This window comes from Clostridium sp. AM34-9AC (assembly GCF_003480225.1).
GTDB lineage: Bacteria > Bacillota > Clostridia > Lachnospirales > Lachnospiraceae > Acetatifactor > Acetatifactor acetigignens.
Genome location: NZ_QUIU01000025.1, coordinates 17724 through 31533, shown reverse-complemented (window position 1 = coordinate 31533; position 13810 = coordinate 17724). Strand labels below are relative to the sequence as shown.

General features: G+C 48.1%; 12 protein-coding genes and 1 tRNA gene. 11 read left to right on the top strand and 2 right to left on the bottom strand.

Annotation, left to right across the window (positions count from 1 at the left end):
* Nucleotides 1-206: 206 nt before the first annotated feature.
* Entirely contained in the window at nucleotides 207-2642 is a 2436-nt protein-coding gene (locus DW835_RS14055) for a glycosyl transferase (protein WP_118668827.1), read from the bottom strand.
* Between the two features lie 491 nt (nucleotides 2643-3133).
* Here DW835_RS14055 and DW835_RS14050 point away from each other — a divergent pair, with 491 nt between their 5' ends.
* The 6 genes from DW835_RS14050 (at nucleotide 3134) to DW835_RS14030 (ending at nucleotide 8381) form a co-directional block, all read left to right on the top strand.
* Nucleotides 3134-4156: a LacI family DNA-binding transcriptional regulator gene (locus tag DW835_RS14050; protein WP_118668866.1), complete on the top strand. Its 1023-nt coding sequence runs from the start codon at nucleotides 3134-3136 to the stop codon at nucleotides 4154-4156.
* A gap of 99 nt (nucleotides 4157-4255) precedes the next feature.
* Entirely contained in the window at nucleotides 4256-5671 is a 1416-nt protein-coding gene (locus DW835_RS14045; RefSeq protein WP_118668826.1) for a carbohydrate ABC transporter substrate-binding protein, read from the top strand.
* Between the two features lie 233 nt (nucleotides 5672-5904).
* Complete coding sequence (locus tag DW835_RS14040) at nucleotides 5905-6819, top strand: sugar ABC transporter permease (protein ID WP_118668825.1); 915 nt, start codon at nucleotides 5905-5907, stop codon at nucleotides 6817-6819.
* Nucleotides 6820-6831: 12 nt separating this feature from the next.
* The gene (locus tag DW835_RS14035) at nucleotides 6832-7698 is read left to right on the top strand and encodes a carbohydrate ABC transporter permease (RefSeq protein ID WP_022154584.1); all 867 of its coding nucleotides are present in this window, start codon (nucleotides 6832-6834) and stop codon (nucleotides 7696-7698) included.
* 152 nt (nucleotides 7699-7850) lie between these two features.
* Complete coding sequence (locus tag DW835_RS18080) at nucleotides 7851-8012, top strand: hypothetical protein (RefSeq protein WP_022312877.1); 162 nt, start codon at nucleotides 7851-7853, stop codon at nucleotides 8010-8012.
* Nucleotides 8013-8141: 129 nt separating this feature from the next.
* The gene (locus DW835_RS14030; RefSeq protein ID WP_022312878.1) at nucleotides 8142-8381 is read left to right on the top strand and encodes a cysteine-rich small domain-containing protein; all 240 of its coding nucleotides are present in this window, start codon (nucleotides 8142-8144) and stop codon (nucleotides 8379-8381) included.
* 94 nt (nucleotides 8382-8475) lie between these two features.
* On the opposite strand, the gene DW835_RS14025 is transcribed toward DW835_RS14030, so the two are convergent.
* A tRNA-Ser gene (locus tag DW835_RS14025) sits at nucleotides 8476-8561 on the bottom strand.
* A gap of 447 nt (nucleotides 8562-9008) precedes the next feature.
* On the opposite strand from DW835_RS14025, the gene acpP reads away from it, so the two are divergent.
* The 5 genes from acpP to fabF all read left to right on the top strand — a co-directional run bounded on the left by acpP (nucleotide 9009) and on the right by fabF (nucleotide 13706).
* Entirely contained in the window at nucleotides 9009-9233 is a 225-nt protein-coding gene (acpP, locus tag DW835_RS14020) for an acyl carrier protein (protein WP_117466369.1), read from the top strand.
* Nucleotides 9234-9552: 319 nt separating this feature from the next.
* Nucleotides 9553-10491 (top strand): enoyl-[acyl-carrier-protein] reductase FabK, encoded by a 939-nt coding sequence (gene fabK, locus DW835_RS14010; protein ID WP_118731316.1) that lies wholly within the window; start codon nucleotides 9553-9555, stop codon nucleotides 10489-10491.
* A gap of 139 nt (nucleotides 10492-10630) precedes the next feature.
* Entirely contained in the window at nucleotides 10631-11617 is a 987-nt protein-coding gene (gene fabD, locus DW835_RS14005; protein WP_118731315.1) for an ACP S-malonyltransferase, read from the top strand.
* Nucleotides 11611-12366 (top strand): 3-oxoacyl-[acyl-carrier-protein] reductase, encoded by a 756-nt coding sequence (gene fabG / locus DW835_RS14000; RefSeq protein WP_118731314.1) that lies wholly within the window; start codon nucleotides 11611-11613, stop codon nucleotides 12364-12366. Before fabD ends, fabG begins: the two co-directional genes overlap by 7 nt.
* Nucleotides 12367-12464: 98 nt before the next feature.
* On the top strand, nucleotides 12465-13706 hold the full coding sequence (gene fabF / locus DW835_RS13995; protein WP_118731313.1) for a beta-ketoacyl-ACP synthase II: 1242 nt from the start codon (nucleotides 12465-12467) through the stop codon (nucleotides 13704-13706).
* The last annotated feature ends 104 nt before the right edge of the window (nucleotides 13707-13810 follow it).

Below are 13810 nucleotides of genomic sequence, written 5' to 3'. Positions count from 1 at the left end.
TCTCACTCTGGCGCAGAACGTAGCGGTACATAATTGACCCCAATACGGTCAATAAGTACCGACGTCTGCTTACGGCCTGCTTGTCCTTATGGTGTAGATGTTGTAGCGCAAACTACGAATATCCAATGCAAAACCCCGGCAGCTACAACAACTGCCGGGGTTTTAAGGAGGATAGAAATCACTTTAAACTATGTTTATTAGAACTGTTAACCCATGGTAATGACTACATCGTATGCTTCCTTGCCCTTTTCGTAAGGAATAATGTGTCCGTCTACTGCCTTGCCGTCCACGGTCATGGATACGACACCCTTTTCCACGTTCTGCGGGTTTTTCACCTGAATGTGATAGATGCCCTCACGGAACTTACGGGTGATGGAGAAATCACCGAAGCCCTTGGGAATACAAGGATCTACGGACAAGCCCTGATGAGTGGGATATACACCCAGTATATATTGGGAGATATTTACGAAAGTCCATGCAGCAGTACCGGTCAGCCAGCTGTTCTTTGCCTCGCCGTAGAATTTTGCATCCTTACCGGCTACCATCTGGGAATATACATAAGGCTCGGTACGATGGATCTCACTGATATCCTCAATGTATGCGGGACAGGTCTTGCGGTAGATCTCGAAAGCTCTGTCACCTCTGCCCAGAACGGTCTCTGCGATGGATACCCAGGGATTGTTGTGGCAGAAGATACCGGCATTCTCCTTATATCCGGGGGGATAAGAGGATACTTCACCAAGTTCGAGGTGATACTCCGTGTATGCAGGTTGTAAGATCATGACACCATACTTGGTATCCAGTCTCTCTTTTACAGAATTCAATGCCTTTTCGGCAAGTCCTTCCTTCACACCGACACCGGCCAGTACGCAGAAGCCCTGAGGCTCAATGTAGATCTGACCTTCGCGGCATTCCCTGGAACCTACCTTGTGACTGTAAGCATCGTAAGCACGTACGAACCAATCGCCGTCCCAACCATCCTTCAGGATCGCATCGTACATTGCCTGTACTTCCTTGCGTGCGCGGGCTGCTTCGGCATCGTCACCCATCAGCTCGCACAGCTGAGCATATTCTTCGCCGTATTTTACGAACATACCGGCAATGAATACGGATTCTGCAACGGGTCCTTCACTGGGACCGAAGGTCTGGAAAGATTCTCCGGGATGAGCGGAGAAGCAGTTCAGGTTCAGACAGTCATTCCAGTCGGCACGGCCGATCAGAGGCAGATTGTGAGGGCCTTTGTGGTTGATGATATAGTCTAAGGAGCGTTTTAAGTGATCCATCAGAGGAGCAGCTACGCTCATATCGTTGTCAAAAGGAACCATCTGGGTCAGGATGGAGGTATCGCCGGTCTCTCTTACATAAGCACTGGTACCTGCAATGAGCCACAGAGGATCATCATTGAAGCCACTGCCGATATCGGAGTTGCCTTTCTTGGTCAGAGGCTGGTACTGATGGTAAGCACTGCCGTCCTGGAACTGGGTGGAAGCGATATCAATGATACGCTCTCTTGCACGGTCCGGAATCAGATGTACGAAACCGAGCAGATCCTGACAGGAATCACGGAAACCCATACCACGGCCGATTCCGGATTCGTAATAGGAAGCGGAACGGGACATGTTGAAAGTAACCATACACTGATACTGGTTCCAGGTGTTGACCATACGGTTGACTTTCTCGTCAGCGGAATCTACCGTGTAGCGTGCCAGCAGCTGTTTCCAGTAAGCCTGTAATGCTGCAAAAGCCTCATCTACCTGTGCATCGGTCTGGTATTTTGCCAGCATTTCTTTGGCACGGGTCTTGTTGATCACACCGTAGGATTCCCATTTCTCGTCTTCGGGGTTCTCGATGTAGCCCAGAACGAAGATAAAGGTCTTGGTCTCACCGGCTGCCAGATCCACGTTGATCTGATGGGAAGCGATGGGAGACCAGCCGCTTGCCATGGAATTCGTGCACTTGCCGTTCTCTACAGCTTCGGGAGAATCAGCCCCCCTGTAAGCACCCAGGAAAGCATCTCTGCTGGTATCGAAACCGTCAATCTTCGTATTTACGGAATAGATCGCATAATGATTACGACGCTCACGGTACTCGGTCTTGTGATAAATGGTGGAATCCTGTACCTCGACCTCACCGGTGCTTAAGTTACGCTGGAAGTTCTTCATATCATCGTCAGCGTTCCACAGACACCACTCTACATAAGAGAATACGGACAGCTTCTTGTCCTCGGAGCTACCGTTGGTCAGGGTCAGCTGGGAGATCTCACAATTATCGTTCAGAGGAACGAAGGAGAGCACGGAAGCCTTGACACCGTTCTTGGAAGAGGTGAAGCGGCTGTAACCGATACCGTGGCGGCACTCGTAAGAGTCCAGTTCAGTCTTCGTAGGCTGCCAGCCGGGGTTCCATACGGTATCTCCGTCCTTGATGTACAGATACTTGCCGTTGATGTCGGCCGGTACGTTATTATAACGATAACGGGTCAGACGCAGCAGCTTTGCATCTTTATAGAAAGTATATCCGCCGCAGGTGTTGGATATCAGACTGAAAAACTCATTGCAGCCCAGGTAGTTGATCCAGGGAAGCGGAGTCTTGGGAGTGGTGATGACATATTCCTGATGCACATCATCAAAATGACCATACTTCATAAGAAAATCTCCTTCTTTCATGTTGTTGTATGTTGAGTGTTTGTTTTTTCGTTGCGGAGTGCTTAATGTTAAGTAAACGATTAAGTGCTCCGGATTTCTGATTTGTATTATACAGAAGCAAATGGAAAAATGCAATACGAATCTTGAAAAAGCCCGTAAAATGCGCAATGTATACAAAAACAGTGGGGAAACATGGGCAGAAGATACAAAATGAAAGAACCTTCGAAACACCGGTTTTACGAAACAAAATAATAGCAAACGTTATCGCACACTTTGCCTTTATATAGAAGAAACACAATCTATGTACAAGCCAAATGTACAAAACAGCCTATCTGAAATTGTTAATTATAGACAAAGTGGATACTTTTTTGAAAAAAACTGCAAAAAAGTATTGCAAAATGCTCAAAAGTGTTATATATTAAAACTACGAAAACGATTAAGTTACAAAACAGGTCGGACGGAATGACGAAGACATGGAACAGGAGAAAGATATGGCATCACTGAAAGACATTTCCAAGATTTGTGGAGTCTCCGTTGCAACTGTCAGCAAGGCACTGAACGACCACAAGGACATTGGAGAAGAAACAAAAGCAAATATCAGACGGGTCGCAAAGGAAATGGGATATTCCCCGAACCTTTCCGCAAGAGCTTTGAAGACGAACCGGACCTACGGCATCGGAGTCCTCTTTGCAGATGAAGCCAGAAGCGGTCTTACCCACGATTACTTTTCCAGTGTGCTGGACAGTTTCAAGAGGACGGCAGAGAAGAGCGGTTACGACATTACATTCATTAATAGCTGCAAGAACCGGCCGGATCGGATGTCCTACCTGGAACACAGTAGGTACAGAGGCTTTGACGGAGTGGTGCTCGCCTGTATTGATTTCGGAGATCCCGAAGTCATCGAACTGGTACAGAGTTCCATCCCGGTAGTCACCATTGACTACCTGTTCAACAATCGTATCGCAATCATGTCGGACAATGTTGCGGGAATGAAAGAACTGCTGGAGTACATATATAGTAGAGGACATAGGAAAATTGCTTATATTCACGGAGCAATGTCAGCGGTTACCTCGGGACGGTTGTCCAGCTTCTACCGGACGGCGGAACGTCTGGGACTGGATATTCCGGACGAGTATATCAGAGAAGCAGCTTACAGAGACACAACAACAACCTATCGTGTGACCAATGAACTGCTGGATCTCCCGAATCCACCGACATGCATCATCTATCCGGATGACTTTGCTTCTTTCGGAGGCATCAACGCTATCAGACAGAGAGGATTACAGATCCCTGAAGATATCTCGGTAGCAGGCTATGATGGCATACAGGCAGCAAGGCAGTTGGAGCCCAGACTGACCACAGTCCAACAGGACACAGAACAGATCGGCTGCCTGGCAGCCAGAGAACTGATCAGTCTCATTGAGAGACCCAAGACCACCATCATAGAACAGGTCATCGTACCCGGGAAAGTTGCTGAAGGCAAGTCGGTGGCCAGAATTCCGACAGACAATTAATCAGGCATTTATATGGAAGCGACGCAACCGCCGACATATGAATATAAATGCAACAAACACTTACAACAAACATTCAACAAAAAATGGGAGGAAACAAACATGAAGAAAAAAGTACTTAGTGCTTTACTTACAACTGCTATGCTTGCCAGCATGCTGGTAGGTTGTGGCAGCAGCAATGAAGCTCCTGCAGCATCCACCGATGCGGCACCCGCAGCTTCCACCGAAGCTAAGACCGAGGCACCTGCATCCACCGAGGCAGCAGAGCCTGCAGCAGCAGAAGAAGGCAAAGTCTTCAACATCTACTGCTGGAACGAAGAGTTCAAGAGCCGTCTGACAGATCATTATCCCGGATATGAAGAAGTAGACGGAACCACCGGTAAGATCGGTGACATCACTGTAAAGTGGAACATCACTCCTTCTGATGACAACGCTTATCAGAACAATCTGGATGAAACACTGTTAAAGCAGGCTGATGCAGCAGCTGATGACAAGATCGACCTGTTCCTGATTGAGGCTGACTACGCATTGAAATATGTTGATACCGACTACACAATGCCTGTTAAGGATCTGGGCATCACCGATGCAGATCTGGCTAACCAGTATCAGTACACCAAGGATGTTGTTACCGACTCCAACGGCAATCTGAAGGGTGTTTCATGGCAGGGCTGCCCCGGCGTTCTGATTTACAACCGTGAGGCTGCTAAGGCTGTTCTGGGAACCGATGATCCTGCAGAGGTTCAGAAGTCTGTATCTGATTGGGATACCTTCACCGCAACCGCTGAGAAGATGAAAGCAGCCGGTTACAACATGGTATCTTCCGTAAACGATACTTATCGTGTATACTCCAACAACGTATCCAGCAAATGGGTACAGGATGGCAAGATCGTAATCGATGACAACCTGATGAAGTGGGTTGATGACTCCAAGAAGATGGTTGACGCTAAGGAGACCGGTACCTTCGACCTGTGGTCTGATGACTGGAGCAAAGGCTTCTATCCCGATGGCAAAGTATTCTGCTACTTTGGACCCGCTTGGCTGATCAACTTCTCCATGGCAGCTGATACCGATGGATCTATCGCAAATCAGGGTGGCTGGGGCGCTACTGAAGGACCTCAGGGCTTTTTCTGGGGCGGTACTTGGATCTGCGGTGCTACCGGAACTGACAACGCTTCTCTGGTTAAGGATATCATCCTGAAGATGACCACTGATGAAGACATCATGAAAGAGATCGTTGTAGCTGATGATGATTTCGTAAACAACAAACCCGCTATGGAAGCTATGGCAGCAGATACCTCTTATCAGAGCAAGGTATTGGGCGGACAGAACCCTCTGGCTATGTTCTGCGCAGGCGCTGAGAAGATCGATCTGAGCAACCTGTCTGCATATGATCAGGGATGTAACGAAGAGTTCCAGCATGCTATGAAGAACTACTTCGATGGCAAGGCTTCTCTGGATGATGCACTGGATCTGTTCTACAAGGGTGTAGAAGAGAAGTATCCTGAGCTTACTCACTAATCCGAAATGATAAGCGAATAGCGAAATAATAAGGAATTGAGAACCGTGCCTGCCTGGCTGGTCAGGTAGGCACGGTTTTTCTCTCAAAATTCCCGGTTGGCAGAAGCTTTTTTCAGAAGAAGATAATTAAGAACAAAAAGAAGAGAGCTGCTGCGAGCCTGATCGGAAACAAAGAAAGGCACGAAAAACGTAAAGTCGCTAAGAGAGCATGACGGCAAAAGGGAGGAATCATTATGGCAAAGGTAAAACGCGGAAAGGTGGTACGCTATAATAAGTGGGGTTATATTTTCCTGATCCCCTTTGTAGTAGTGTATGTATTATTCCAGTTGATCCCGTTATTCAGGACATTTTATTACAGCTTTTTTGAAAATTATCGTTCCGGACTGACACAGATCGGACCGAATTTCATCGGATTTGGTAACTATGCAAAGCTGTTGTCCAATCCGGACCTGTGGATGTACACCAAGAATACATTGATCATGTGGGTACTGGGATTTGTACCGCAGATCATCATATCTCTGCTTCTGGGTGCATGGTTCTCGGATCCCAGCCTTAGATTAAAGGGACAGAGATTCTTCAAGACAGTTATCTATCTGCCGAACCTGATCATGGCTTCCGCATTTGCAATGTTGTTCTTCACGCTGTTCTCTGATGGTGGTCCTATCAATGAAATGCTGATGCAGATCGGAATCTTAAAAGAGCCATATCAGTTCCTTACAAACATATGGAGTACCAGAGGTCTGGTAGCATTGATGAACTTCCTGATGTGGTTTGGTAATACAACGATCCTCCTGATGGCAGGTATGATGGGTATCGATACTTCCCTCTTCGAGGCAGCCGAGGTAGACGGAGCAACCTCTACCCAGGTATTCTTCAAGATTACATTACCTTTGTTGAAGCCGATTCTGATCTACGTAATGATCACATCCCTGATCGGTGGTCTGCAGATGTTCGATGTACCTCAGATTCTGACCAACGGTAAGGGCGATCCTATGAGATCCAGCATGACCCTGATCATGTACCTGAACAACCATTTGTACAGTAAGAACTACGGAATGAGTGGTGCGTTGTCTGTAATGTTGTTCATTATCACAGGTATCCTGAGCTTGATCGTATTTAAGTTCTCGAACGGCAAACAGGATAAGTAGGAGGTGGCAGAAATGTTGAGCGTAGAAACAAACGAGACAAAAAAAGGTCTGGGCATTCATGCCAGAAGAGCACTTGCATATATCGTACTGGTTATTATGAGTTTTCTCTGCCTGTTTTGGTTCTATATACTGTTTGTAAATGCAACCAGATCCAAAGGCGAGCTGACACAGGGATTTACCCTGCTGCCCAGCACACATCTGATCCAGAACTGGAAGGGTGTCATGGCAGGAACCCTGCCGGTAGTCAGAGGTATGATCAACAGCCTTGTAGTAGCAACCTGCAGTGCTGTGCTGTGTACCTACTTCTCTACCATGACCGCATATGCGATCCATGTATATGATTTTAAGTTAAAGAAGTTCATGTTTACCTTTATCCTGGCAATCATGACCATTCCTACCCAGGTTACCGCACTCGGATTTATCCAGTTGGTAGCTGATATGAAGCTGGAGGATAACTTTATCCCCCTGATCATCCCGGCAATCGCAGCACCTGCTACTTTCTTCTATATGAAGCAGTACATGGAAAGTGCATTGCCCCTGTCTCTGGTAGAGGCAGCCAGAATCGATGGTTCCGGTGAGTTCCGTACATTTAATTCCATCGTATTGCCGCTGATGAAGCCGGCAATCGCAGTACAGGCGATCTTCACTTTCGTAGCGAACTGGAATAACTACTTCACACCGGCACTGGTTCTGCATGATGACAAGATGAAGACATTACCTATCCTGATCGCTCAGCTGCGTTCCGCAGACTTCCTGAAGTTTGATATGGGTCAGGTGTATGTAACGATTGCATTCTCTATCTTCCCTGTTATCATCGTATACCTGTTCCTTTCCAAGTACATTGTCCAGGGCGTGGCAATGGGAAGCGTCAAGGGTTAATATTTCGCCAGCAACATTCAATACATAAATCTCTCCTGAAAAGCGGCACTCTTCCCCGGAGTGGCGCTTTTCGCTTGCAAAAAAACGGGGAAACGGGTATAAAATAAAGAGAAGAGTGAACGTGTATTTTGAGGAAGAAAGAGGTAATTGCCATGCAGATGTATGAGGTGACAGCACTGGCACCGGAAGGACCGGAGGAAGTCTATCAGGCGATGGTGTTTGCAGAAGATGAAGATGATGCCTTGAACCAGCTGGAGGAACAGCTGAAGGAGCAGGGTATTGCCCATGGAATGTGTATGGCGGAAGAAGTGTAGTGTAAAGTGTGAAAAGAACTTCTAATCACTCAGAGCAAAGGCTCTTTCGCGAAGAAGTTCTATGTTTCACACGCAAATTTGCGCCAATGCGCAAACTTTGCAGGTTATGGAAGGATGTGAGTGTTGCAAATGGAAAATTCCTATCGTTTTTTTGAGAATAAAGATTGTAAATATTTCCCTTGCCACAAGGGACTTGCAGATTTCAACTGCCTGTTCTGCTACTGCCCCATGTACCGCTTGGAGCACTGCCCCGGGAATCCCAGGTATTTCGAGAAAAATGGCAGACGGATCAAGGATTGCTCGGGCTGCACCTTCCCACATGATCCGGAGCATTATGATACGATCATGCAGATTCTGCGGGAGGCATAACACATTTTTCTGGAAAATAAACACGTTTTTTTGCATATTTTTCTAAAACTAAAAGCCGATAGTCTGTTTTGACAGATTACCGGCTTTTTATGTGCGGAGACGGTGGGATTTGAACCCACGTGCCCCGGAGGGCTAACGCATTTCGAGTGCGCCCCGTTATGACCACTTCGATACGTCTCCAAAAGATTACAACGTAGATTATTTTATCTGAAAAATAACCGTTTGGCAAGGGGAGAAACGAAAAAACCTAGTAGTTTCTATTGTTTGCGATGGCATTTACCGCCTGATTTGAAAAATTATTTCTGCAGGCGGTAGTTTTTGCAAATTTTCCGATGGAAACCACCGGATTTTACCGCCTGGCAAGGGAATTACGCTTTTGTAGCAGTATTTTTCCGGGAAAAGGATCTTTTGCAATGAGATTATTACTGCTTACGTGATGATAATAAGTTTGTAAGCGGTAATAATAAAAAAAAGATGTTGACAGAACAACATCAGCGTAGTATATTGCAGATAAATACTTTGATAGTCAAAACAATTTGAAATGAAAGGCAAACACGCCGGAGACGACAAAGTAGTAAAGCAAGGTATCAGAAACACAATAATGAAATGCATAAGGAGAGCAAAAACATGTTAGAAAAAGTAGCAGCCATCATCAGAGAACAGTTAAACCAGGAGAATGTAGAAATCACGGAGGCGACCCGTTTCAAGGAGGATCTGGAAGTGGATTCCCTGGATCTGTTTGAACTGGTAATGGCATTTGAAGAGGAATATGGTGTGTCCATTCCTTCCGAGGAATTGGAAAATATGGCAACAGTAGGTGATGTTATCAGATATATTCAGGAGCAGGCATAAGGACTGCATATCTGCCGGAATGCAAGAATCCGCAGGCATCAAAAGCCCCCGACTTTGATACCTACAGATTGCTTCGTGCTACGCACTCCTACGTCTCCGCTCCGCTTCGGTCCGTGCTAGACATGTGCCACTGGCACATAGCACCTTACCCAATATTCGCATATCGTGGGATTATCATCCCCATTTATGCTCATATCGGGGCGGGTCCTAAGGTCTTTCACCCACTTATGAGCAAGCTCATGTGGGCTTAGACCTTTTGACCCTGGTATCATCAGAATATGTAATATAACGCAGAATGACGAGAAGGATCAGAAAGACAATGAAAACAAAGATCACGGAACTTCTACAAATAGAATATCCTGTTTTCCAGGGCGGTATGGCCTGGGTGGCAGAACATAAGCTGGCGGCAGCGGTATCAAATGCCGGAGGCTTAGGCATCATCGGTGCCGCTTCCGCTCCGCCTGAGGTCGTCCGGGAGGAAATTCGCAAATGCAAAGAGCTGACCGACAAGCCCTTCGGCGTGAATATCATGCTGCTCAATCCCAACGCAGAGGAAGTAGCGAAGATCGTTGTGGAAGAAGGAGTACAAGCGGTAACGACAGGTGCGGGAAATCCCGGAAAATTCATGGAGCTGTGGAAAAATGCCGGAGTGAAGGTCATCCCGGTGGTGGCAAGTGTAGCTATGGCGAAGATGATGGAGCGGGCAGGAGCAGACGCCGTAGTGGCGGAAGGCATGGAGAGCGGCGGACATATCGGTTCCACCACGACCATGGCGCTGGTTCCGCAGGTAGTGGATGCGGTATCTATCCCGGTGATCGCAGCTGGAGGTATCGCCGATGGCAGAGGCATGGCGGCGGCTTTTATGCTGGGAGCGGAAGGTATCCAGATGGGCACCCGGTTCGTCGCATCAAAGGAATCCATCGTCCATGAAAATTATAAGAATCAGATCATCAAGGCAAAGGATATTGATTCTGTAGTGACGGGAATGTCTACCGGACATCCGGTGCGTTCTTTACGTAATCAGATGACCAGGGAGTATCTGAAGCTGGAAAAAGAGAATGCCGATTTCATGGAACTGGAAAAGCTGACGCTGGGATCTCTCAGGAAGGCAGTGCAGGACGGAGATACCGTAAACGGAACACTGATGGCGGGACAGATTGCAGGCTTGATCCGCAGAGAACAGACCTGCCGTGAGATTATTGAAGAAACAGTGCAGCAGGCGCAGGAGTGCATAGCGGCACAAGGACAGCATAAATAAAATATAGCGACAGGTAACCGCTGACAACAGATTTCGAACAGCGACAGGCGGCGTAGTTATATGGAAAACGGCGCATTATAAAAAATGTGCTGTAACCGAGGAGAACAATAGCATCACATAGTAATTAGGAGAGGACAAAATGAGCAGGATCGCATATTTATTCCCGGGACAGGGCTCCCAGTACATAGGAATGGGCAAGGAGTTCTATGATACTTACCCGGAAGCACAGGCGGTATGGAAGCTGGCAGACAAGGTGCTCCAGAATCTGTATTGGCAGGATAAGCGGGAAGTACAGGCGGAAAGCGGACATCCGTACTCCATGGAACAGCTGACCTTTGAAGAAAATCCTTATATCAACATTACGGAATACACACAGATCGCCATGCTGACCATGGAAGTGGCAATTCTGAAAGTATTGGAGGCAAAAGGACTGAAAGCGGAGATAGCAGCAGGCTTAAGCCTGGGAGAATATGGGGCGCTGGCTGCCGCTGGTGTGATGGAGCTGCCGGATCTGTTCCGGATCATCCGGATGCGTGGTATCTATATGCAGGAGGCCTATCCGGAAGGCGGAGCCATGGCAGCAATATTAGGACTGGACGGAGATACCGTGGCAAAAATCTGCGGACAGACAGCAAAAGAAACCGGCAAAGTTGTCTCGGTGGCAAATTATAACTGCCCGGGGCAGATCGTGATCACCGGAGAGGCAGATGCGGTAGCGGCAGCATCGGAAGCGTTGAAGGAAGCAGGTGCAAAACGTTGTATCCCCTTAAAGGTCAGCGGACCATTCCATTCAGCTTTGCTGAAAACTGCGGGAGAACAGCTGGCAGAAGAATTGAAAAGCGTCAAGCTGTCAACCCCTTGGATTCCTTACGTGTCCAACGTAACAGCGGATTATGTGACAGATGCGTCACAGGTTGCGGAACTGCTGAAACAACAGGTATCCAGTCCCGTTCATTTCACCCAGAGCGTAGAGCGGATGATCGCAGATGGCGTGGACACTTTCATAGAGATCGGCCCGGGGAAGACACTCGGCAGCTTCGTACGGAAAATTGACAGAAATGTCAAAGTATACAATATCGAGAAACCGGAGGATCTGGACCGGGTGATGGAGGAACTGGCATGTTGACAGGAAAAAATCTGACAGGACAAGTTGCTATTGTCACAGGGGCATCACGGGGCATCGGAAAAGCAGTGGCACAGGCACTGGCAGCAGAAGGAGCCACGGTGATCATTAATTATAACGGCTCTGCAGAGGCGGCGGAAGCAGTGGCGGAGGACATCCGAAGCCAAGGCGGCATGGCGGAGACTGTGAAGTGCAATGTTGCGGATTTTGCAGAGAGTGAAGCCTTTGTAAAGGCAGTAACAGAGAAATACGGCAGAGTTGACATCCTTGTCAATAATGCCGGAATCACACGGGACAATCTGATCGTGCGGATGACGGAAGAAGAATTCAATGCAGTCCTGGATACGAACCTGAAAGGCGCATTTCACATGATCCGGCATCTGACGAAGACCTTTATGAAGCAGAGATATGGGAAAATCATCAATATCTCTTCTGTCAGTGGCATCGTCGGGAATGCAGGGCAGGCTAATTATTCTGCCTCCAAAGCGGGACTGATCGGTCTGACGAAAAGTGTAGCGAGAGAACTGGCATCCCGGAATATCTGTGTGAATGCCGTGGCACCCGGATTTATCCGGACAGATATGACAGATAAGCTTCCGGAGGCGGTACAGGATAATGCGGTTGGACAGATCCCGCTTAAGAAAATGGGAAGACCGGAGGATGTCGCACAGGCGGTTCTGTTCCTGGCAGGAGATGCCTCGGACTATATTACCGGCCAGGTGCTGTGCGTGGACGGCGGTATGGCAATGTAAAAAATACCTCCGGCAACAGTAAAGCAGAATAGAAAATATGTCCGCTAACAGTACAGCAGGATAGAAAATAAGTCAGGACGCGAGGGAGTATATCACGTATGGGTAAAAATAGAAGAGTTGTAGTAACAGGCATGGGAGCTATCACTCCGATTGGAAACAGCGTAGAGGAATTCTGGAATGGTATCAAAGAGGGCAAGACCGGATTCGGTCCTATCACCTATTTTGATACTGCGGATTACCGTTGTAAGCTGGCGGCGGAAGTGAAGGATTTTGATCCCGCACAATATATGGACAAAAAATCCGCCCGCAGAATGGAGCAGTTCTGCCAGTTTGCTGTGGCGGCTGCCGGACAGGCCATCTCGGATGCGGGTCTTACTATGGAACAGGAAGATCCTTATATGGTGGGCTGCAGTGTAGGAAGCGGCATCGGAAGCTTACAGGCCATGGAGCGGGAATATGACCGCCTGAAGGAAAAAGGCCCCGGCAGGGTAGGCCCCATGCTGGTGCCTCTGATGATCTCCAATATGGCAGCAGGCAATGTCAGCATTGCCTATGGGCTGAAGGGCAAGAGCCTGAACGTGGTCACTGCCTGTGCAACCGGTACACATTCCATCGGAGAAGCATACCGTACAATCCAGTACGGTGATGCGGATGTAATGATAGCGGGAGGAACGGAAAGCTCCATTACCCCCATCGGAATTGCCGGATTTTCAGCACTGACAGCGCTGTCATTTAGTGAGGATCCGGAACGGGCATCTATTCCTTTTGACAAGGAGAGAAACGGCTTCGTCATGGGAGAGGGTTCCGCTATCGTGGTACTGGAAGAGCTGGAGCATGCAAAGAGGCGCGGGGCGAAGATCTATGCGGAACTGACCGGCTACGGCTGTTCTTCGGATGCTTATCATATTACCTCCCCTGCGGAGGATGGCAGCGGAGCAGCCACCGCCATGCTGAATGCCTTAAAAGACGGCGGGGTGGCACCGGAGGAGCTTACTTATATTAATGCCCACGGAACCAGCACCCATCATAATGACCTGTTCGAGACCAGAGCGATCAAGCTGGCATTTGGAGAACATGCATATGACCTGAAGATCAATTCCACCAAATCCATGGTGGGACATCTTTTAGGAGCAGCAGGTGCAGTGGAGTTTGTCACCTGCGTAAAAGAAATTCAGGAAGGCTATATCCACCGCACCGTGGGACTGCGTGAGACGGAGGAGGAACTTGATCTGAATTACTGCCGGGACAGCTACAAAGAAGAGGTGCCCTATGCATTGACCAATTCGTTGGGCTTCGGCGGACATAATGCGAGTCTGTTGTTGAAGAAGTACACAGAATAACCGCAGCAGATGTTCAAGACACAGGATAGAAGGCAGAGCATCAACGAGGACGATTGCACAATGCGAGGAAGTAGTTGATACGACAGCATTCGCGGAACGGAGGA

Bases quoted from the DNA above. Each gene is read 5' to 3' on its own strand.
- DW835_RS14055 (WP_118668827.1), bottom strand. From the start codon at position 2,642: ATGAAGTATGGTCATTTTGATGATGTGCATCAGGAATATGTCATCACC.
- acpP (WP_117466369.1), top strand. From the start codon at position 9,009: ATGTTAGAAAAAGTAGCAGCCATCATCAGAGAACAGTTAAACCAGGAG.
- DW835_RS14040 (WP_118668825.1), top strand. From the start codon at position 5,905: ATGGCAAAGGTAAAACGCGGAAAGGTGGTACGCTATAATAAGTGGGGT.
- DW835_RS18080 (WP_022312877.1), top strand. From the start codon at position 7,851: ATGCAGATGTATGAGGTGACAGCACTGGCACCGGAAGGACCGGAGGAA.
- DW835_RS14045 (WP_118668826.1), top strand. From the start codon at position 4,256: ATGAAGAAAAAAGTACTTAGTGCTTTACTTACAACTGCTATGCTTGCC.
- fabD (WP_118731315.1), top strand. From the start codon at position 10,631: ATGAGCAGGATCGCATATTTATTCCCGGGACAGGGCTCCCAGTACATA.
- fabG (WP_118731314.1), top strand. From the start codon at position 11,611: ATGTTGACAGGAAAAAATCTGACAGGACAAGTTGCTATTGTCACAGGG.
- DW835_RS14035 (WP_022154584.1), top strand. From the start codon at position 6,832: ATGTTGAGCGTAGAAACAAACGAGACAAAAAAAGGTCTGGGCATTCAT.
- fabF (WP_118731313.1), top strand. From the start codon at position 12,465: ATGGGTAAAAATAGAAGAGTTGTAGTAACAGGCATGGGAGCTATCACT.
- fabK (WP_118731316.1), top strand. From the start codon at position 9,553: ATGAAAACAAAGATCACGGAACTTCTACAAATAGAATATCCTGTTTTC.
- DW835_RS14050 (WP_118668866.1), top strand. From the start codon at position 3,134: ATGGCATCACTGAAAGACATTTCCAAGATTTGTGGAGTCTCCGTTGCA.
- DW835_RS14030 (WP_022312878.1), top strand. From the start codon at position 8,142: ATGGAAAATTCCTATCGTTTTTTTGAGAATAAAGATTGTAAATATTTC.